The organism is Streptomyces sp. NPDC028308 (genome assembly GCF_055565855.1).
The window spans coordinates 365,234-383,496 of sequence record NZ_JBVHTO010000008.1 but is presented as its reverse complement, the minus strand read 5'-3'; the positions used below and the strand labels follow the sequence as shown (position 1 = coordinate 383,496).

The following is an 18,263-nucleotide window of genomic DNA, read 5'->3' as shown; positions in this document are numbered from 1 at the left end:
GCGACACCGCCGAAGCCACGGCCGGACCGCAGCCGGGGCCGCCCACCGCAGCCCTCGTCCCGGTCGGCCCGCGGCGCCCCTGTGCCCCGGCACAACGCGACCCGGCCCGCACTGTGCACAGGCCTCTCACCCGCCACAACCCCTGTACGAGGCACCCGGGCGCTGGTGCCATGACCGGCATGCTTCCTGCTTCCCCTGCAACGTCGGGCCCGGGCGCGCCGACAGACCCGCACGCGACGACGGCACCGGAGCGCCGCCCGTGAGTACCGGCGACGGACAGTCGCTCGCCGCCATGGTCTTCCTCGCCTTCGTCGCGGTGTCGCTGCTGCTGTGCGGGCTGGCCGCGGCCGACCTCGACGACCCCGAGCACTTCTACGCGGGCGGCAGTGCCGCCTTCGGACCGGTCGGCAGCGGGCTCGCGATCGCCGGTGACTACATCTCGGCGGCCACCCTGCTCAGTACCACCGGCTCCGTCGCCCTGGACGGGACCGACGGCGTGCTCTTCGCCTGCGCCACGGTCGTCTCGCTCTTCCTCGTCATGCGGATCCTGGGCGAACCCCTGCGCCGCCGGGGCGTGTTCACGATGGGCGACTTCCTCTCCGACCGGCTCAAGGACCTCTCCGTACGCCGTGCTCTCGGCGTCGCGACCCTCGTCGTACTGACTCCGCTGCTGCTTGTGCAGCTGTCGACCGCGGGGCACATCATGGCGGCCATGTTCGGCCTCCCGGAGGGCGCGCTCACCGGGTGCACCGTGGCCGGTGGCGCCCTGATGGTCTGTTACGCCGCCTTCGGCGGTATGCGCGGCATCGGCTACGTGCAGATCCTCAAGGTCGGTGTGACCCTGACCGCCGTCCTGCTGCTCGCCGGACTGGTTCTCGCCCGGTTCGGTTGGTCGCCGCCCGCCCTCTTCGACGCCGCGCGCGAGCGGTCGGGGGCGGGCTCCGACTACGCGTTCCCCGGGCTGCACTTCGGTCACTCCTTCGGCGGGCGCCTGGATCTGATCAGCTTCGAGGCCACCCTCCTGATCGGCGCGGCCTGTCTGCCGCACCTCACGATGCGGCTGCACCCCCTGCGCGACGCGCGGACCGCCCGTCGGGCGGTCGGCTGGGCGGTGGGACCCGTCGCCGTGGTCTGCGCGGGCGTCGTGATCGCCGGGCTGGGCGCGTGCGCCATGATCGGCCGCGATCCCATCCGTGCCGCGGATCCGGGCGGGGCGACCGCCCTGCTGATGGTGACCGGCGTACTCGACCCCGCCGCCGGGGGAGTCCGGCACAGCATGCTGTTCGCGATCGTCGCCTGTGCCGTGTTCGTCACCACCCTCGCGGCCGTCGCCGGCATCACGCTGGCCGCCGCGACCAGTCTCGCCCGGGACTTCGGCGGCCGGCCCGCGGACCGGGCGGCGCCCCGCTCGCCCGGCGGCGAGATCCGCAGGGCCCGCGTGGGCATCGTCCTGGTCGGCCTCGTCGCCGTCGTCCTGGCGGTGCTCCTCGAGGACCGCGGCAGGCTGACCCTGATCTCACTGTCGTTCACCGTCGCGGCCTCGGTGCTCGCTCCCGTCCTGCTGTACGCGCTCTTCCTGCCCGGCCACACCGCCACCGGGGCGCGGTGGACCGTGTACGGGACGCTGCCGCTGGTCTTGCTGCTGATGGCGGGCTCACCCGCCGTCTCGGGCACGCCCATCGCGCTCTTCCCCGAGCGTGACTTCCACTGGTTCCCGCTCCAGACCCCGGGGTTGGTGACCATCCCCGCGGGCTTCCTGCTCGGTCTCATCGGCCGCGACCGCAACCGCACGCGAGACCGGGCCCACCCGGCGGCGCGGGACGCGCGGACCATGTCGCTGAGGACGACGGGGGCCTTCCGGAGATGAGAGCGTGACCGTCACCTCTCCCATCCCCCCGGTATCCGAACGGGGCGGTTCCTGCCAGGTCAGGACGGTGGCCGGGCGCATGCGGGTCAGGCCACCCGTCTGGCCAGCACCTGACCCGGCCACGCCCCGGACAGGAACCGCTCGGTGGGAGTGAAGCCGTTGCGCCGGTAATACGCGACCAGTCGACCCCCGCCCCCGGCCCAGCAGTCGACCCGCAGCAGGTCCACGCCGGCCCGCCGGGTCTCGTCGGCGGCATGGGCCAGCAGGGCCGCTCCGACGCCCAGGCCGGCGTACCGACGGTCGGAGACAAGGAGTCGGACGTACCTCTCGGGTTCCCCGGCCGGTGCGATCGGCATCTGCGGGCTGGGTCCGGAGTCCAGGACCAGGGCGCCGACGACAACCCCGTCCAGTTCGGCGATCCACGGGTCGTTCTCCGTCGTGTACCGCTCGACGCGTGCGACACCCCCCGGCGTCTGCGAATACGGAGTCGTGCCCCACTGCTCGGTGTTGCCACGGGAGTTCATCCAGGCCACGGCCGCGTCGAGCATGTCCAGGACCGCTGGTGCGTCGGCGGGGCCGCCCGGTCTGATCCGCAGGTCATGCGTGCCGTCGTTCACGGCGGGAGCTTAGTGGCCAGTTCAGTAGACCCGGTCGCTGTTCGGTCCAACACCACTCTTCCTGGCCGGAGTTCCGTCAGGGGCGAACGAGTCGTGGAAGGTGAAGGCGCGCGGCGTGGAGCCGTGGGAGTGGAGGTGCTCCAGCCTGGTCACCCCGTCCTGCCAGGTGGGTGTCACGCCGTCGGGGACCCACCAGAACACGTAGCCCGGGTGCCCCCTCCTCTCGAACCAGTCGTAACGCCTGTTCAGCGCCTCGCGGTGCTGTCCGGTGTAGATGGCGTCGAAGGCGGGGCGCAGGCCGGTCCAGAGCGAGAGCGTCGCGGCCAGGGCGGTGGTTTCCACCGTACGGCCCTTGTCGTACCAGGTCGGCACGACGAACTCTCCCCAGGCTCCCCAGTCCGTCTCGAAGTGCGAGCCCCGCTCACCGTCCGCCGCTTGAGCATGCGCGAGGTGTCCGGGGTGCTGACTGATCTTCTCGTAGACGGCCTCGCCGATGTCGTAGAACTCGCGTGTGAGAGGTGCGGGATCGGCGAGAGGGGACTTCAGGACGCCGAACGTGTACAGCGCGAGTGGGGGCATGCGTCTCTCCCTGATCGGGGGTGCCTGGAGTGGACCCGGTTCGGTGGCTTACGCATGGGGCGCGAGGGTTCATGGGGCGTGACCGACCCTGCTGTAGCGGGCGGCTCAGCCTGAGGGAACTCCCCTGCCACCGTGGGCGATTGCTGAAGACCAGGTGAAGGTAGCTGCCTCCGCGCGCCCTGTCGAAGTTGCGCTTTTCCTGTCAAAGTGGCCTCCGGAACCGGTCATCGCGAGGTCTTGGGGAGGTGACCGGAGGGGCCGGCTGCGGATACCGGTGATCCCCTTCCTCCGATCGGTTCGGCAGGCCTGCCCGTCCACACCCCTCGTCCGACAGCCCCGAGTGTCGCCGAACGCGTGCGGTTGAAGAAGACTGCCTACGGCCACAAGACCGAGCAGCGTGCCGGCCGCCGGACACGGCGCACTTCACACGGGAGGTGTGCCGTTCACCCCTCGAGTCCTTCCCTCTGTCGGCCCCGGCGGTCTCACGCCCTGCCGTGCGCCGCCCATCGCGCCGAGAATGGCAGGTGAACGGGTCCCGCCCACCATCCGCTCGGGGCGGGACCCGTTCACCTCTCCGCGCGCGAGGGCACCCGTCGCCCCCGGAACCTGCGTCTGTCGGCACGGCCTGACGGGCCCTGGAGGCGTGCCATCGGGGTGTTCGTCGAACCGGGGGACAGGAGAGGGGCATGGGATCGGTGAGCCGGGGCAGACGCACATCAACAGCTCAGGCAGATCACCGAAAGGGTGTCACTGTGTCGATGCCGGATCCCCGCCACGTGAGGACGCTGCTCGCCCGGTACGCGAGCGCGCGCATCGCTCTCGCGGAGAAGAGCACCCCGGCGTGGCAGCGGGAACTGGACGACGTGACTCGTGCCTTGTGCGCGCTGACCGGCGCGCGTTCAATCGCCGACGCGGTCTCCAAGGCCGACGACATCCTCGACCGGCACGTCCGGAAGCAGCGCGCCTCCCGCCTCTCGACGGCCGCAGACGGCGCGGCACTGGCCGCCTGACGCCTTCCCCTCCGAGGCCCCGGTCGTCCGGCGGCTCCTCGGGGGACCCGGACGGCTGGCGCGTCCCCGTGCGGAGCAGTCCCTGGTCCGGCCGTTGCGTAACGCACCCCGTTCCGTGACGGGTTTCCTCAGTTCGCGATCTTCCTGAGCGCGGCGGCGAGTTCTACGAGGTCGTGACCCTCCAAGTGGTCGAAGACGTGCCGCCGCACGCTGAACAAATGCGCCGGCCATGCCTCCTCCAGACAGGCGAGACCAGGCTCGGTCAGTACGGCGTTCCAGCCGCGCGCGTCCTCATGGCACTTGGCCCGCAGCACCAGCCCCCGCTTCTCCAGTCGTGTCACCACACGGGTCATGCCACTGAGCGAGACGTCGCAGGCGTAGGCCAGTTCGCTCATGCGCATCCGCCGTCCGGGAGCCTCGGACAGGTGCATCAGCGGGGTGTACCCGGACAGCGGCAACTGTCCCTCACCGCCCATGTCCGCGTCGATCAGCCGGGGCAGGGCGAACATGACGCGTCCCAGCGCGCGCATGAGTGCCTCCTCCTTCGGATTGAGGGGCTGCGGGCGGAGGTCCTGAGACGCGGGCGACGGCATGCCCCCACTGTACTCCTTGACAAGTCAAACAAACTGGGATTCTATTTGCCCGGGCAAGCATGCTTGTGGCGGGCCGATCACGTGCCTCGGGGCGGTCGGGCCCAAGCACTGGCATGACCACATCGGCGTCGTTTCTCCGCCCGACCGGGGAGCCGTCATGAACGTGTCTCCCGCGTCGAGCGGGCGCGGGAGCCACGCGACGCAGGGCCGCGGCACGCATCCGGGCGGGCCCTGCCATTGCCGGCCTGCCCCGCGGGGGCCCAGCTGCACACCTGCGGGGTAGGCCGTCGGTGAATCCGTCACATGAAGCGCGAAACGCACGTCCCTCAGGCGCCCGTCCGGTCCCCGGAGGGCGCCTCCGGTGTCGATCGACGTACGACGACCGGGGTCCGTGCTGACGCGCCGAGGCCCGGGAAGCCGACGCGCAGCACGGCGGCGGCTCCGGCGGCGACCAGGACCACGGCGGCCGCCACGAGCAGCGCCTGGTGGTAGCCGTGGCGGAGCAGTGGTGCGACGACGAGGGGTCCGGCGATCTGGCCGACGGAGTACCCGGCGGTCAACAGCGCCACGGAACGCGGGAATTGCAGGTGCGCGCCCGTGGCGAGCGCGAGCGTGCTGATGCCGATGAAGGTCGCGCCGAACAGGACCGCCGAGACCAGTGCGGGCGCCACCCCGCCGACCAGCGCGGGCAGGGCGATGCCGACGGCCTGCACGGTGAGGGCGACGAGCAGGAGGCCGGGCCGGGACCAGCGCCGCCCGAGCCAGGACCACAGGGCCGAGGACGGTACGGCCGCCACGCCCACCAGCACCCACGCCCCGCTGCCCGCCCGGCCCGGCGAGCCCTGTTCGATCGCGGCGACCAGGAAGGTGCCGGCGACGATGTAGCCGACGCCCTCGAGCGTGTAGGAGGCGAACAGGGCGGTGAACCACCGGTGCGGGCGCGGAGCCGGCCGGTCCACCGCGCCGGTGGCCTCGGGAACGCTCGCGGGGGCGGACTCGGGGCGCAGGTTCCACGCACCGGCGGCGAGGACGGCGGCGAGGACCGCCGAAGCCCACCAGGCGGCCCACCAGGCGGCCCGCCAGTCGGCGGTGGAACGCAGCGCGAGGACGAGCAGCCCGGACAGGGCGATGCCGGCACCGACCCCGCCGAAGGCCCAGCCGGGGAGGTGGGCGGGATGCTCGCGCAGATGGCTGAGCAGGGAACTGACCGCGATCACGAAGATCAGTGCGCTGGCCACTCCCGCCAGCAGACGCAGCACGACCCACACTTCCGTGGCGTGGGTGAGGGGCATCGCCACAAGGGTCGCGATGAGTACGAGCAGGGACGCGCGGAGCAGGACCGGTGAGCGGACCAGCGCGGGGGCGAGGATGCCCGCGAACGCGCCCACCAGGTAGCCCACATAGTTGGCCGTGGCCAGGTGTGCGCCGTCCCCCGCCGACAGGCCCGCCTGGACGTGCATCAGCGGCAGGATCGGCGTGTACACGAACCGCCCGACCCCCATTCCGGCGGCGAGGGCGGCGGCCGCCTGGGCGACGTGGCCCCAGGGTGAGGACGCCAATCCGGCTCCTCGAACGGAGGGAGCGCGCGAAGGCCGTACGGTCATGGCGAAGTCCTTGTGGGCATGCGGAGACACGCGGCGACCTCGGTGGGCCGCCGCGGTGCGGACTGACGGTCATTTCGGAACTGTGAGGGCGCTGTCGCCGGTGCCGCCACGGCGCCCGAAGGCGTGGGAGAGGACCGGGCAGCGCGCCGTCACCGGTTGTCGTCGGTGCGGCCCGGGTCGTTCGGATGGGGCACGAGCGGGGTGACGACGAAGCTCATCCAGGGGCTCAGCGGCAGGGTGCCCAGGACTTTCTCGTGCAGCTCTTCCTCGTCGTCGGCCCGCCAGATTCCGATGCTGCGCAGTTCACCCACCGGGCGCCAGATCCGCCCGAGATGGCCGGTGGAGGCGAGCTCGCGGGCGCGGACGGCCTCGGCGGCACGCCGCCGGTCGACCTCCTCCTGGCTCGTGCCGTCGGGCACCGTGGTGGTGATCTCGACCAGGAACTCCTGCATGGTGCTGCTCCGCTCTGTGAGGCGTCCGGGCAGGACCCGTGCGCCGTGCTTGGTGGTGGCCTTCCGTCGTGGAACTGGCTGGTCGGCCGACGGATTGCCCGGGCCTGGGAAGGTGTCGCAGCTGTCGGCCGTCGGCACGCCCGACCGTTGTTCCCGGGCTGGAGTACGGGGCCGACACCCGAGCCGCCGGCGTGGTGGGACCGTTCGGTGGCCGTCACCACGGCGGCCACCGGCCCGGCACGGGTTCGAGTGACACCGCGCCCCACGAGCGCCACGGTCCGGCGGCCGTGCCCCGTGTCCGGGGGAGGGCCGTGCGGTCGGGCGTCGTCGGACGGCTTCCACTCCCTCATGGTGCGCTCGCCGCCCGGCGGGCGCTACGACCGGCATCCTCGCTGCTGGTAGGCGCAGCCTCTCACCGGCCGTAGCATGGCGGCCGTGGAGCTGCGTCAATTGCGATACTTCGTCGCGGTCGCCGAGGAGCTGAACTTCGGCCGGGCCGCCGAGCGGCTTCTGATCGCGGGACCATCCCTGTCCCAGCAGATCAAGGTGCTCGAACGCGACCTCGGGGTGCGCCTGTTCGACCGCGACCGCCGCTCGGTCTCGCTCACCGCCGCCGGTTCGGCCCTGCTCCCGCATACCCGCGCCCTGCTGGAGCAGGCCGACGCCCTTCAGCAGCGCGCGCGAGGGCTGTCCGGGTCCGAGCCGGTACGTCTGGGATACGTCAGCTGGCTTCCGGCGGACCTGACCACCCGTACCTCGGCGGTCGCCCAGCTCCACGTCGACGCCTGGGTCGCGCCGTCCCACACGCAGGCCGCCCGGGTGGCCGACGGCAGCCTCGACCTCGCCGTGTGCTGGGTGCGCACCGAAGACCTCGACAAGCACGGCCTGCACGCCCGGTTCCTCGGCGCCGACCGGCTGCATGCCGTCGCCTCCGGGGACGACTCCGGTGACGTGGCCGCCAGGGACACCGTGGTCCTGCTGGACGGCGACACCACCTCGTGGTCGTCCTGGAACGCGTATGCCGAACAACTCGCCCGGGACACCGGCGCCCGGCCGCTACGCATCTCCGACAACGGAGTCACCGGGCCGGCCTTCTTCCAGCACGTCCGCGACAGCCGCCGCCCGGTCGTCAACTCGCCCAAGGGGCAGACCGCGCCGCTGCCTCCGGACCTGGTGCGTCGCCGAGTCGTCGCACCTGAGGTCTACTGGACGTGGTCGTTGGTGTGGCGCTGCAGCGACGTCCGCGCCGAGGTCCTGGCCGTGGTCGACGCGCTGTGCGACGGCGTGGAGGACTCCGCCCTCCACGGTCCCGACGCCTGGCTCCCCGTCGGGGACCCGTACCGGCGCTAGGGTCTGTCGTTTGGATCAGGTCGGCGGTTACAGAGGGTTCGTCCCGGCCGGCCTGATCCAAACGGCAGGCCCTAAGTGGCGTGTCGCTGAGAGGCGGTGCCTCGCACACGGGAGGAAACCGGTTCCATGTCGCAGTCCGTGGGTCTTTGACTCTTCTCCCGCAGCGCCTTAGAGTCCATTAGTAGACCGGTCGCCTAGACATCCGTCGAAGCAGACGGGAGCGACGCCCGGGCGACGGTTCCGAAACGACAGGAGAACCCTGATGCACAGCACGACGGACACGGAAGAGATCCTGCGCGGCGTCATCGACCAGTGGAAGGCCGGCGTCGACCAGCATGAACCGCAGCAGGTCGCGTCCCTGTTCACCGAGGACGCCATCTTCCAGGGTCTGCACCCCTACGGTGTCGGCCGCCAGGCGGTCGCGGACTATTACGACTCCCAGCCCCTGGGCCTGGAGGCCGACTACCGCCTGCTCGAGACCAGGCGCCTCGCCGACGGCGTCATCCTCGGCTATGTCCGCGTGGACTTCTCGTTCACCGACCGGCCCACGATCGACGTCAATCTGAGCCTGCTGGTTCAGCGCACGGACGACGGCTGGTTCATCGCGCACTACCAGGTCTCGCGCCTCTGATGGTCCCCTCGCCCCACCCCGGCCGGGGGTGTGTCCGTCGAGTGCGCCGTCGCTGTCAGTGAGCGGCGCCGGCGGTCTTCTTGCGGGCGCGGTACGCGGCGGCCTTGTACTTGTTGCCGCAGGACTCCATGCCGCACCACTGGCGCCGCATGCCCCGTGAGCGGTCGATGTAGACGCGGGTGCACTCGGGGTTGCCGCACTCCTTGAGCAGAGGCACGTCGGGCCCGTTGAGAAGCTCGATGGCGAGCCGGGCGATCGTGGACAGCGCCTCGTCGGGGGTGGCCGCCGTCCAGCGCCCGGAGGGAGTGAGCTGCGGCACCGCGGAGGGCTTGCGCGCCGCGCCGTTCACCACGGCCAGCGCCCCGTTGGCGTACTCCTCGCCGAGGCGGCGGTCGGTGACCAGGTGGTAGACGGCCTCCCGTACGGTCTTCGCCTGCTCCACGTCGGCCTCTTGGCTGGGGGAGACGGCGTCGACGATCCCGGACTCCAGGTACCAGGCGTCCAGTCTGTCCGGCGCCGCGAACATCTCGAAGCGCGTCGAACGTCGCGCCCGGAGGGTCGCGGCGAAGTCGAGGGCCGGGTTTCCGCACACGAAGACGTGGTCTAGATTCACATCACTATTTTGACAGGTGACTGCCGGAACCGCCAAGTGCCTCCGGTGGTCCGGCGGGATTCGCGCGGCCCATGAGTCGGCGTAGGCCGGGGCGAACCGGTCAGGCGCGGCACGTGTGTGCCGCGCCCTTCGACGTCCTCGCGTCCCCCTGCCCGTGATGGGAGTTGACGTGCCGACGGGGCAACTCCCGGGCCGGTGCGTTGAGTTGCCGACCTGTGGGGGAGGGAGGGTGAGCGGCGACGCCCGTCGTCACAGGCCCAGGTCGGGTGCCAGGCGGGCAGAGGAGTTCCACGAGCCTTATGGGGCCCTGTCGTGTCACCTGTCGAGGTAGTGGCGTGATTGGTGCGGGCGTGATCCTTTGTGTGTTCCCGGTCATCGGGCCGGTGACGCGGATGTGCGGGGGCTCTGGTGTCGCAGACAGAGGGCCTGGGTGCCGGCTCAACTCGGTTTGCCCGTATGCCGTTTGGCGCGCAGGGCTTCCAGGAGCCGGAGCCAGATCTCGCTGGCCGTCGGATAGCTCGGGACGACGTGCCAGAGGGTGGAGACCGGGATCCGCCCCACGATCGCCGTCGTCGCCGAGTGCACGAGTTCCGCGATCCCGGCTCCCACGAAGGTGGCTCCGACCACCACGTCGTCCGTACGGTCGATGACCAGTTTGGCGAGCCCGCGGTAGTCGGGGCGCATCACGTACGTACCGGCGAGCGCGGCGAGGTCGTACTCGACGGCCTCGACGTCGATGCCGGCGTCCCGCGCCTGCTGCTCGGTCATCCCTGCGCTGCCCACTTCCGGGTGGGTGAACACCACTTGGGGCAGTCCGACGTGCCCGGCGGCGGAGGAGGGCAGTTCGGCGGAGCCCTGTGCGCGCGCCGCGATCACATCGCCCGCGATACGGGCCTGGTACTTGCCCATGTGCGTCAGCAGTGCCCGGCCGCACACGTCGCCGATGGCGTACAGCCAGTGGCCGTCGGCCTCCCGCACGCACTGGTGGTCGTCGACGCCGACGAATCCGCCGGGGCTCAGCCCGACGGTGTCGAGGCCGATGTCCTCGGAGTTGGGGACGCGGCCCGTGGCCACGACGATCTCGTCGGCGACGAGGGCGGTGCCGTCGTCCAGCGTCGCGCGGATCTCCCCGCCGTGGACGCGCCCATGGCCGGTGTCGCTGGGACCGGTCCGCTCCACGCGGGCGAGATTGCGCCCCGCGTACAGCCGTACCCCGCTGTCCCGCAGGTCCTCGCCGACCAGTTCGCCCGCGAAAGGCTCCAGCCGGGGCAGGAGGCGGTCGCCGCGGTAGACGACCGACACCTCGTCGGCGCCGAGGCCGCGCAGCCAGGTGGCCGCCTCGCAGGCCACCACGCCACCGCCCAGGACGACCACGCGTCGCGGCACCTCGCGCATCGTCGTCACGTCACGTGACGTCCATGGCAACGCCGCGCGCAGCCCGGGAATGTCCGGTACGGCGGGACGGGAACCGGTGTCGAGGACCACGGCGTGGCGGGCCGTCAGCGTCCTGGTCGAACCGTCAGGGCGGCTGACGACGACCGTGCGCTCACCCGCCAGCCGCCCATAGCCGCGAACGACGTCGATGCCTGCGGAGAGGGCCCAGGAGATCTGTGAACCGTCGTCCAGGCCGTTGATCACGGTGTCACGCTGGGCGAGGACTTCGGCGGCGTCCAACCGGGCCGAGACTCCCGGCAGATGGGCCGCGGAGTCCACGACCTCGACGGGCCGCAGGAGCGCTTTGCTGGGCATGCAGGCCCAGTAGGAGCATTCGCCGCCGAGCAGTTCGTCCTCCACGAGCACCGCGGACAGTCCGGAGAACTGACCGGCGTACTGTGCGGCGTTCTCGCCAGCGGCGGCACCCCCCAGAACGATCACATCCCATTCCGAGCGGTCCGGATCCACGGTCGCGGCCATGCGTGCTCTCCCTCGTCGCCGGAACCTCCGGTCTGCCTGTCACACCGACGCGGCACCGTAAGTGACAGGCCGGAGCCACGCCGCCGGAGCGATCATTCGTACCGCCCACGTGCCCCGTCTCGCGCACGAGGGGCTTGAGCGTCACCGTCCGGGAAGGCGCTCCGTGATCTCCTGCACCGTCCAGGCGTTGCCGTCCGGGTCGGTGAACGAGACGAAGGACGAATAGCTGCGCCGCTCGGGATCCGGCCCCGGCACCTGGTTCTCGCCGCCGGCACGGTGGAAGACCCCTGCCGCGTCGTGGAAGACCTCGCTCACCTCGACTCCGCCGCGGGCCAACTCCTCCCGCGCGGCCTCGATGTCCGAGACCACGAGGTGCAGGCCCTCCGCGGAACCCGGTGCGGCCGAGCTGACCTTGTTTCCGAAGATCACCGAGCACGACGAACCCGGGGGAGTCAGCTGCACCACACGGAAGCCGTCACCGGCGTCGAAGTCGGCGTCCAGCCGCCACCCCAGTGCCTTGTAGAAGTCCTTCGAGCGGTCGACGTCGGCGACCGGGATGACCACGACTTCGAGTCTCATGTCCACGGTGGAGTCCTCCTGCCCTGTCGGCAGTCGTGCGCGCAACTCGCGCCGGTCGCCGCAACTCCCGTTCCCGCGTGGGGAAGAGGAGTGCGCCCGCGGGACGGAAAGTGGTGCTCGTCCCGGCAGCGCGGGTGGCGCCGATGTGAGTGCGCCGCGGTGGGGCGCACAGAAAGCTGTACGGTCCTGCCCGGCGCCGCGAGTGCGGAAGCGCGGCCGTGCGACAGCCGCCCGAGGCGCCGATGCCACGCCGGATCCGCGGAGGCGGCGCGGCCTGAAGACCACTCCACGATACTGCGGGACTTCGACGGCGCCACTTTTACGCACAAGCCGGGCGACTCCGGCCGCTCCGGGCTTCGGCGCCACCGTCAGCAGCACCTGCGGGACGTGGAGTTGCCGACGCTCAGAACGGCAGGTCGATCCAGGTGCCGTTGTCCGCCGTGCGCAGGCACCCGGCGAGTCCCGCGTCGTCGAACGCCTGCCGGATGTCGCCGCGTTCCTCACTGAAATGCGCCCAACCGTCGCAGTGCGCTGGGATCACGACGGGCGCGCCCAGTACGGACGCGGCGGCGCTCGCCCGCTGCGCGGACAGGGTCAGCGGACGCCCGCCCATCTTGGCCGGCACCCGCGCCGCGCCCATGAACAGCACGGCGACATCGATCGGCGCCATGCGCCTGGCGATCCTGGCGACGATTCCGACGGAGGCGTTGTCACCGCTCACGTACACGGTCGGCAGACCGGAGCCGCGCAGTACGAACCCGGTCACCTCGCAGTTCACGTGCCCGTCCTGATCGCGCTCTCCGTCGTCGGGCCCGTGCTGGGCGGGGACGGCGCAGACTTCGAGCGTTCCGCCGTCGGGCCGGTCGAGGGCGGCCATGTCCCAGGTCGCGAGCCCTTGCGCGGGTGAGCCCAGGCGTGCGGCGGCGGCAGGGCCGGTGAGTACGAGCGGGGAGCCCAGCGCGAAGGCTCGGCCACGGGTGTCCAGGTTGTCGGGATGCAGGTCGTGACTGATCAGGACGGCGTCGACCGCGCCGAGGTCCGCCTCGGTCGCCGCGGGCCCCGCGGTCTTCGTCAGGTAGCCGTGGTCACCGGCGTCGTCGAATGTGGGATCGCAGACCAGCCGCAGACCGCCGATGTCGATGACGGTGGTCGGTCCGCCGAGCACCGAGACGGCACAGGGTCGGCGTTCGGAACTGACTGCGTGAGCCATGACCGCACCTCGCTGGTGAGTTGCCTCTCTGGAGACTCACTGTAACTGTCATGCCCCTGCGGCGTAGTTCGAGTGGGCGGGGAGCCGCCGCCCTGGGCCCGGGGCTGGAGGCGGCGGAGGCCGGGTCGCACGCGGGGCGACCGCAACCGTCGGCGCGGGCGGTCAGCGCACCTTTGAGCTGTCGCCCGACGGGCCTCAGGCGTCCTGGGAGGAGCGCGCCGTCTGCCGGCCGGCGCCGGTGACCCGCGTCTGCCCGGAGGACCAGTTGGCGGGCTCCGCCGGGGTGAGGGGGATGTCCACGATGATCATTTTGCCGGTGCCGTCCGGACCCGGTTCGACACTCAGGCTTCGGCTGACGGCCTCGACGATCTCCAGGCCGTGACCGCCGAGGCGCCCGGGGTCCCGCTCCAGCACCCGGGGTGTGCAGGGGGAGGTGTCCCGGACGGTGATCCGGGCCTGGGTGCCGTCGGGAGCGAGCTCGATGCGCAGGCTGCCGGTACCGGACGTGTGGCGCAACACGTTCGTCACCAGTTCACTGACCACGAGTTGGACGTTCTGCATGTCGTGGGGGGTGGGGGAAATCAGGCCGGACTGCCGGGTCCGCTCGAGGAACGCGCTCGCCGCGTGGCGCGCTCGCGCGCTTGTCATCGCACCGCCGTCCCAGGAGATCTCCCAGTTCGGCGTCACGTTCGAGTCGGGCCCGTGCTCATCCGCCGCCTGCTTCCCAAGCGGGATGACCATGGGTAAACACGCCCTGTCGATCTGTGGTGCTTTGTCACTGTCGTGCTGTCGGCACGACAGCCCACATACCCCAGGTCTCCCACTTTAAAGGCCGGGAGGGGAGTGCGACCGGTCTCGCAGACGCCCCGGGACGAGGATCGGCGACGCTTCCGGCGGCGCTGGAGCCCGCCGGCGGCCCGCGCGCGGCGGCATCACCGGTGCCGGCGCGGGCGGGACCGGCGACCGCGCCGACAGAGCGTTCCGGCCCTCGGCTCAGCCCGACGCCCCGCACGCGATTGCGCGCTTGCTCACGTCGTCCGGCGGCTGCGCGCGGCCCGGATCGCGTCAGGGGCGGACGTACGCAGTTCGCGACCCCGTCGCGTCGGCCCCCAGGGCTTCAGGACCGAGATCACCACCATGAAGACGTACGCGGACAGGGAGACGATCGGCCGGAACAGGAGATCGCCGGCGTCGGGCAGGGGATCGCGCGCGGGCGGGCCTGCTTCTCGGTGGTCACCGGTGTCCGTGGAAAACCGCGTCTTCCCGGGCGGCACACGGCGTGCACGGTCGGTGACGCACTCGTTCGGCCCAGCCTCGCGGGCCGTGCCGAGCGGCCGCTTCTAGCGTCGGGACGTCAGCCGTTCCAGGCTGGAAGGAGGCGTTACATGAGTCGCCGTGGAGTTGTGGGCGGCATAGTCGCCGCGATCGCATCGGTCGCTCCCTTGTCCGGCGTCGCGCACGCTCAGGACCTCGACTGCCGCAATTTCGTCTACCAGGAGGACGCGCAGGCCGTCTTCGACGCGAACCCCGCGGACCCGAACCGTCTGGACGAGGACCGGGGCGTGGACGACGGCATCGCGTGCGAGGTCCTGCCGCACCGCCCTACCGCCTCGCCGAGCAGAGCCTCTGTCCCGGTGCCCCTCACCCCCACCCGTGGTGTTCAGGGCGGTACGGGTGGAGCCGTCCACACCGGTCCGTCCGTCTGGGACGTGAGTCTGGGTGCGGGACTCACCGCGGCCGGCGTGCTCGCGGCGGTCGTGGTGCTGAGGCGGATGCGCCGCGGCTGACAGTCCCGGACGAGCGAGACGGGTCTGGAGTCTGGGGGTCCTGGGCGGTGCACGCCGGTGAGAATCGTTCCGGTCCCGCTCGAGTTCTGCGGAGTCATCCCGGCTGGTCCGGCCCACAGCGGTGCGGCGGAGGGTGCGTCGGTCCTCGGGGTGGTCCGGGCCGTCGGGCACGTCCTCGCACCTCCGCCCTCGAAGATTCCCAGGCAGCGGATTGGCTTATGGAATGTTTATGTTCACGTTCTGGGTGCAGTCGGAGGATGAACGCACTTCCGATTGTCTGAGGAGGAGTCGTGGGCATCATCGCCTGGATTCTGATCGGCCTGCTGGCCGGTGCCATCGCCAAGCTGCTGCTGCCCGGTAAAGACCCGGGCGGAATCATCATCACCATGCTGATCGGTATCGCGGGCGGCCTGCTGGGAGGCTGGCTGGGGAAGGTCCTCTTCGACGTCGACTCCGTTGACGGCTTCTTCGAGCTGTCGACCTGGGTGGCGGCGATCGTCGGTTCCCTGATCCTGCTCGTGCTGTACCGACTCGTCACGGGCAATCGGCGTTCGCACCGTCACGCCTGACCTACCCGTCTCGGCAGGCCCCGCCCTCTCCGGGCGGGGCCTGCCGACGTCTGTCCCGCGACACTCGCGGACGAAGTCCGTGCGCGCAGGATGCCCGGCGCCGCAACGCATGATCGCGGGAGGTCGCGCGAGCGGGTCTCCCCGTCGACGGCGTGCCCGGCCGGGGTCAGGCCCTGCGGGCGAGCTCAGTTGGAACCCTCGCCCGGGGGCTCCTCGGCGGTGATGTCGGCCAGCAGGGCGCGGATCTTGCCGATGCGGGGATGGGACGGATGGAGAAGACGCTCGCAGTCGTCGAGCGCCTGCCGCGCCGTGGTCTCCGCCTCGACGCGGCGGCCCAGGCCGTGCAGGGCGTCGGCGGTGACCATACCCAGGTGTCCGGTTCCGGCCCGGGAGACGGGCGCGGTGGGGATATGGCACTCGGCCAGGGCCTCCTCGTACCGGCCCTGCCTGTTCAGACTCTGGGCCAGCAGACACCGCAGGGAGGTGGCCCTGCTGCCCTTCGCGCGCGGCAGATGTCCCCGTGCCACGGCCTCGGCCTCCTCGTACCGGCCCTGCGCGCACAGGACCTCCGCCAGGCACGCCAAGGCGGACAGTTCGACGTCCCACACGTCCGTCAGATGCGCCAACCGGGTCACAGCGCGCAGGACGTCGGACACCTCGGCCTCTGCCTCGTTGTGGCGCTCCAGGCGGATGAGGACGGTGGCACGGCTCACCCGGTTCACCAGCAGGACGGTCCGGTCGGTGCCGCTGGTGTGCGCCAACTCGACCGAGAGCGCGTCCAGTTCCGGCAGGACATCCTCCCCGCGTCCGTGCAGCACGGCCGCCGACGCCGCGAACGTCCTGGCCAGCCACACGGTCATGGCGTCCCGGCCTCCGTTGCGGTGGGGCACGGTCGCGAGGGCACGTGCCCGGACCTCGACCTCCTCGTACCTGTCCGCTTTGACGAGACTCAAGAGCTCTTTGAGGGCCGCCGTCTGGGATTCGGAGAATCCCTTCGCGTCCCGCCGGGGCCACCACCGCACACCGCGCATCCGTACGAACTCCACGAGGAGCGACGGTACATGGGCCTGGCCGTTGTGTTCGGCGGCGGCCCGCGTTCATCCGGCTCAAGGGCGCCTGAGGGCCCAAGTGAACAGAGTGTGAGCTGTGTTGAGATCAGCGGGGCGTACACGGCGTACGTGTGGTCCGGTCGGCGCTGTCGGGCCTGCGGCGGAACGACGGGCGGAACCCGGCGCGGTGGGCACCGGTACGCGGGATACCGCACTCACCCCACTACTTGTCCGTCGGCACCGGTCGCCGCAGCAGATACACGGCGGCGGTCGTCACGAGTACGGCCATGCACGCGATGAACACCAGTCCCGCGCCCTCCAGCCCGAGCGGTTCCGTCAGCAGCCCCACACCGATGACCGGCACCGAGATGCCCGCGTAAGCCACCACGAACAACGTCGAGATCACGGCAGCACGGTGCTCGGGCGGGGACGCGCCGGCCACCGCGGACAGCGCGCCACGAAAGGCGAGCCCCTGCCCGACGCCACCGACGACCGCGGCCAGGACCACCAGCACCAGCAGGTCCCACCGCAGCGCGCCCGCGAGGAGCGCCAGCCCCGCGAAGAGCAGCGCACAGCCCAGTGGCAGGGACCGGCTCACCCCGACCCGGCCGACGGCCAGTTGCCCGCCGGTCGAGGCGAAGAAGGCCAGCGCGACGACCAGCCCGCTCACGGCGTGGTTGTGCACGTCCAACGACTGCGCCAGGAACGCGGGACTGACCGAGGTGAACACCCCGAACAGCGCGAAGCCCACGAACGAGGCGATGGCGGCGGGCGCGAACACCGACCTGACCTGAGGCGGAAGGCTGGGTCGTTGTGGCCGTACGCTCCTCAGCGGCTGTCGCTCGCGTACCGTCTCCGGGAGCCACAGCAGGACGGCGGCCGAGCAGGCCACCAGGGCGAGGTGCACGACGAACGGCAGGTACAGCGGCCAGTCCGCGTACTGGGCGAGCACTCCGGCGAGCAGCGGGCCGCAGCCGAGCCCGCCCATGTTGGCGGCCGTCGCGACCAAAGTGGCCCGTGCCGCGGCACCCCGCGGCGCCAGGTCCATCACGTACGCCGTCGCCGCCCCGGTGAACAGGCCGGCGGACAGGCCCGACAGCAGCCGCCCCACGTACAGCCAGCCCAGCCCCTGGGCGGCCAGGAAGCACACGGCGCTCGCCGCCGCGAAGCCCAGACCCCACAGCAGGACGGGCCGTCTGCCGATGGCGTCCGAGGCGTTGCCCGCCGCCAGCAGCACGGCGATGACTCCGAACGCGTACACGGCGTACACGACGGTGACCGTCAGCTCGGAGAAGTCGAACTTCTCCTGGTACAGGCCGTAGAGGGGAGTCGGCAGCGTGGTGCCGGCCATGCACACGGCGAACACCGCCCCGCCCAGCAGACACGGGAGCCAGCCACGGCGATCACTGTCCATGCCGCCGACCGTAACCCCGCCCGGCCACCCGGACCGTGATCGGCGTGCCGTCGGGAGCGAGGGCTGCCGATGACACGCTCACGCGCACGTCTGCCGGTCCACCGCTAGCCCGCGCCGAGCTCGCGCTTTCGCCACCCACCGCCGGTCTCCCTCCGACGGCGTACACCCGGTGGTCCGCTCCCGAGGCCCGGGTGAGAGTGGCACAGGGCCGCGCGCCGCAGCCCCGGCGTCGTCGGCCGGCGCATGCCACGCGGGAGGAAGACGTCCATGCCACAGCACACGCGGTCCGGTCCCGAGGGCCTGGATCGGCGTCCCGAGGCCGAGACGGGAGTCACGGTGCGGTTGTTCGCCGGACCGCTCCGTCGTCGCCATCTCGGCGCGGTGGAGGCCCAGTTCGCCGTCGTCGCGCCGTGATCCGGCGTCCG

19 protein-coding genes and 1 pseudogene are annotated in these 18,263 nt (G+C 71.5%); 7 read left to right on the top strand and 13 right to left on the bottom strand.

Annotation, left to right across the window (positions count from 1 at the left end):
* The first annotated feature begins 259 nt into the window (after positions 1-259).
* Entirely contained in the window at positions 260-1,867 is a 1,608-nt protein-coding gene (locus ACZ4VA_RS20640) for a sodium/solute symporter (RefSeq protein ID WP_389391547.1), read from the top strand.
* Positions 1,868-1,953: 86 nt separating this feature from the next.
* On the opposite strand, the gene ACZ4VA_RS20635 is transcribed toward ACZ4VA_RS20640, so the two are convergent.
* Together ACZ4VA_RS20635 and ACZ4VA_RS20630 are read right to left on the bottom strand one after the other, a co-directional pair.
* Positions 1,954-2,484 (bottom strand): GNAT family N-acetyltransferase, encoded by a 531-nt coding sequence (locus ACZ4VA_RS20635; protein WP_355793538.1) that lies wholly within the window; start codon positions 2,482-2,484, stop codon positions 1,954-1,956.
* A 21-nt stretch (positions 2,485-2,505) separates the two neighbouring features.
* Entirely contained in the window at positions 2,506-3,063 is a 558-nt protein-coding gene (locus tag ACZ4VA_RS20630; protein ID WP_468082322.1) for a DUF3291 domain-containing protein, read from the bottom strand.
* 758 nt (positions 3,064-3,821) lie between these two features.
* On the opposite strand from ACZ4VA_RS20630, the gene ACZ4VA_RS20625 reads away from it, so the two are divergent.
* Positions 3,822-4,073 carry a DUF5133 domain-containing protein gene (locus tag ACZ4VA_RS20625; protein ID WP_468082321.1) on the top strand — a complete coding sequence of 84 codons (252 nt, stop codon included), beginning with the start codon at positions 3,822-3,824 and terminating at the stop codon, positions 4,071-4,073.
* A 128-nt stretch (positions 4,074-4,201) separates the two neighbouring features.
* Here the strand turns inward: ACZ4VA_RS20625 and ACZ4VA_RS20620 are convergent, their stop codons facing one another.
* The 3 genes from ACZ4VA_RS20620 to ACZ4VA_RS20610 form a co-directional block, all read right to left on the bottom strand.
* The gene (locus tag ACZ4VA_RS20620; RefSeq protein ID WP_468082320.1) at positions 4,202-4,603 is read right to left on the bottom strand and encodes a MarR family winged helix-turn-helix transcriptional regulator; all 402 of its coding nucleotides are present in this window, start codon (positions 4,601-4,603) and stop codon (positions 4,202-4,204) included.
* 389 nt (positions 4,604-4,992) lie between these two features.
* Complete coding sequence (locus ACZ4VA_RS20615) at positions 4,993-6,168, bottom strand: YbfB/YjiJ family MFS transporter (RefSeq protein WP_468082359.1); 1,176 nt, start codon at positions 6,166-6,168, stop codon at positions 4,993-4,995.
* Between the two features lie 251 nt (positions 6,169-6,419).
* Positions 6,420-6,722 (bottom strand): muconolactone Delta-isomerase family protein, encoded by a 303-nt coding sequence (locus ACZ4VA_RS20610; RefSeq protein ID WP_356241252.1) that lies wholly within the window; start codon positions 6,720-6,722, stop codon positions 6,420-6,422.
* Between the two features lie 426 nt (positions 6,723-7,148).
* Here ACZ4VA_RS20610 and ACZ4VA_RS20605 point away from each other — a divergent pair, with 426 nt between their 5' ends.
* Positions 7,149-8,072: a LysR family transcriptional regulator gene (locus tag ACZ4VA_RS20605; RefSeq protein ID WP_468082319.1), complete on the top strand. Its 924-nt coding sequence runs from the start codon at positions 7,149-7,151 to the stop codon at positions 8,070-8,072.
* A 262-nt stretch (positions 8,073-8,334) separates the two neighbouring features.
* Positions 8,335-8,703: an SgcJ/EcaC family oxidoreductase gene (locus tag ACZ4VA_RS20600; RefSeq protein WP_468082318.1), complete on the top strand. Its 369-nt coding sequence runs from the start codon at positions 8,335-8,337 to the stop codon at positions 8,701-8,703.
* Between the two features lie 55 nt (positions 8,704-8,758).
* On the opposite strand, the gene ACZ4VA_RS20595 is transcribed toward ACZ4VA_RS20600, so the two are convergent.
* From ACZ4VA_RS20595 to ACZ4VA_RS20570, 6 genes and pseudogenes are all read right to left on the bottom strand, one after another.
* A complete protein-coding gene (locus ACZ4VA_RS20595; RefSeq protein ID WP_355791975.1) occupies positions 8,759-9,316 on the bottom strand; it encodes a CGNR zinc finger domain-containing protein in 558 nt (185 codons plus the stop codon).
* A 438-nt stretch (positions 9,317-9,754) separates the two neighbouring features.
* Entirely contained in the window at positions 9,755-11,230 is a 1,476-nt protein-coding gene (locus ACZ4VA_RS20590; protein ID WP_468082317.1) for a dihydrolipoyl dehydrogenase family protein, read from the bottom strand.
* Between the two features lie 141 nt (positions 11,231-11,371).
* Complete coding sequence (locus ACZ4VA_RS20585; RefSeq protein WP_355791969.1) at positions 11,372-11,815, bottom strand: VOC family protein; 444 nt, start codon at positions 11,813-11,815, stop codon at positions 11,372-11,374.
* A 397-nt stretch (positions 11,816-12,212) separates the two neighbouring features.
* The gene (locus ACZ4VA_RS20580) at positions 12,213-13,019 is read right to left on the bottom strand and encodes an MBL fold metallo-hydrolase (protein WP_356169865.1); all 807 of its coding nucleotides are present in this window, start codon (positions 13,017-13,019) and stop codon (positions 12,213-12,215) included.
* A gap of 195 nt (positions 13,020-13,214) precedes the next feature.
* Positions 13,215-13,760, bottom strand: a complete 546-nt coding sequence (locus ACZ4VA_RS20575) for an ATP-binding protein (protein WP_356169868.1) — start codon at positions 13,758-13,760, stop codon at positions 13,215-13,217.
* Between the two features lie 287 nt (positions 13,761-14,047).
* Positions 14,048-14,230: pseudogene (locus ACZ4VA_RS20570) on the bottom strand (DUF2269 domain-containing protein); the annotation flags it as partial.
* 174 nt (positions 14,231-14,404) lie between these two features.
* Between ACZ4VA_RS20570 and ACZ4VA_RS20565 the strand changes: the two are divergent.
* Together ACZ4VA_RS20565 and ACZ4VA_RS20560 are read left to right on the top strand one after the other, a co-directional pair.
* The gene (locus ACZ4VA_RS20565; protein ID WP_355795494.1) at positions 14,405-14,806 is read left to right on the top strand and encodes an excalibur calcium-binding protein; all 402 of its coding nucleotides are present in this window, start codon (positions 14,405-14,407) and stop codon (positions 14,804-14,806) included.
* Between the two features lie 290 nt (positions 14,807-15,096).
* On the top strand, positions 15,097-15,375 hold the full coding sequence (locus ACZ4VA_RS20560; protein WP_356169872.1) for a GlsB/YeaQ/YmgE family stress response membrane protein: 279 nt from the start codon (positions 15,097-15,099) through the stop codon (positions 15,373-15,375).
* Between the two features lie 185 nt (positions 15,376-15,560).
* On the opposite strand, the gene ACZ4VA_RS20555 is transcribed toward ACZ4VA_RS20560, so the two are convergent.
* Positions 15,561-16,328 carry a tetratricopeptide repeat protein gene (locus ACZ4VA_RS20555; protein ID WP_468082316.1) on the bottom strand — a complete coding sequence of 256 codons (768 nt, stop codon included), beginning with the start codon at positions 16,326-16,328 and terminating at the stop codon, positions 15,561-15,563.
* Positions 16,329-16,647: 319 nt separating this feature from the next.
* Complete coding sequence (locus ACZ4VA_RS20550) at positions 16,648-17,838, bottom strand: MFS transporter (RefSeq protein WP_356169877.1); 1,191 nt, start codon at positions 17,836-17,838, stop codon at positions 16,648-16,650.
* A gap of 267 nt (positions 17,839-18,105) precedes the next feature.
* On the opposite strand from ACZ4VA_RS20550, the gene ACZ4VA_RS20545 reads away from it, so the two are divergent.
* Positions 18,106-18,252, top strand: a complete 147-nt coding sequence (locus ACZ4VA_RS20545) for a hypothetical protein (RefSeq protein ID WP_356169880.1) — start codon at positions 18,106-18,108, stop codon at positions 18,250-18,252.
* Positions 18,253-18,263: the final 11 nt, after the last annotated feature.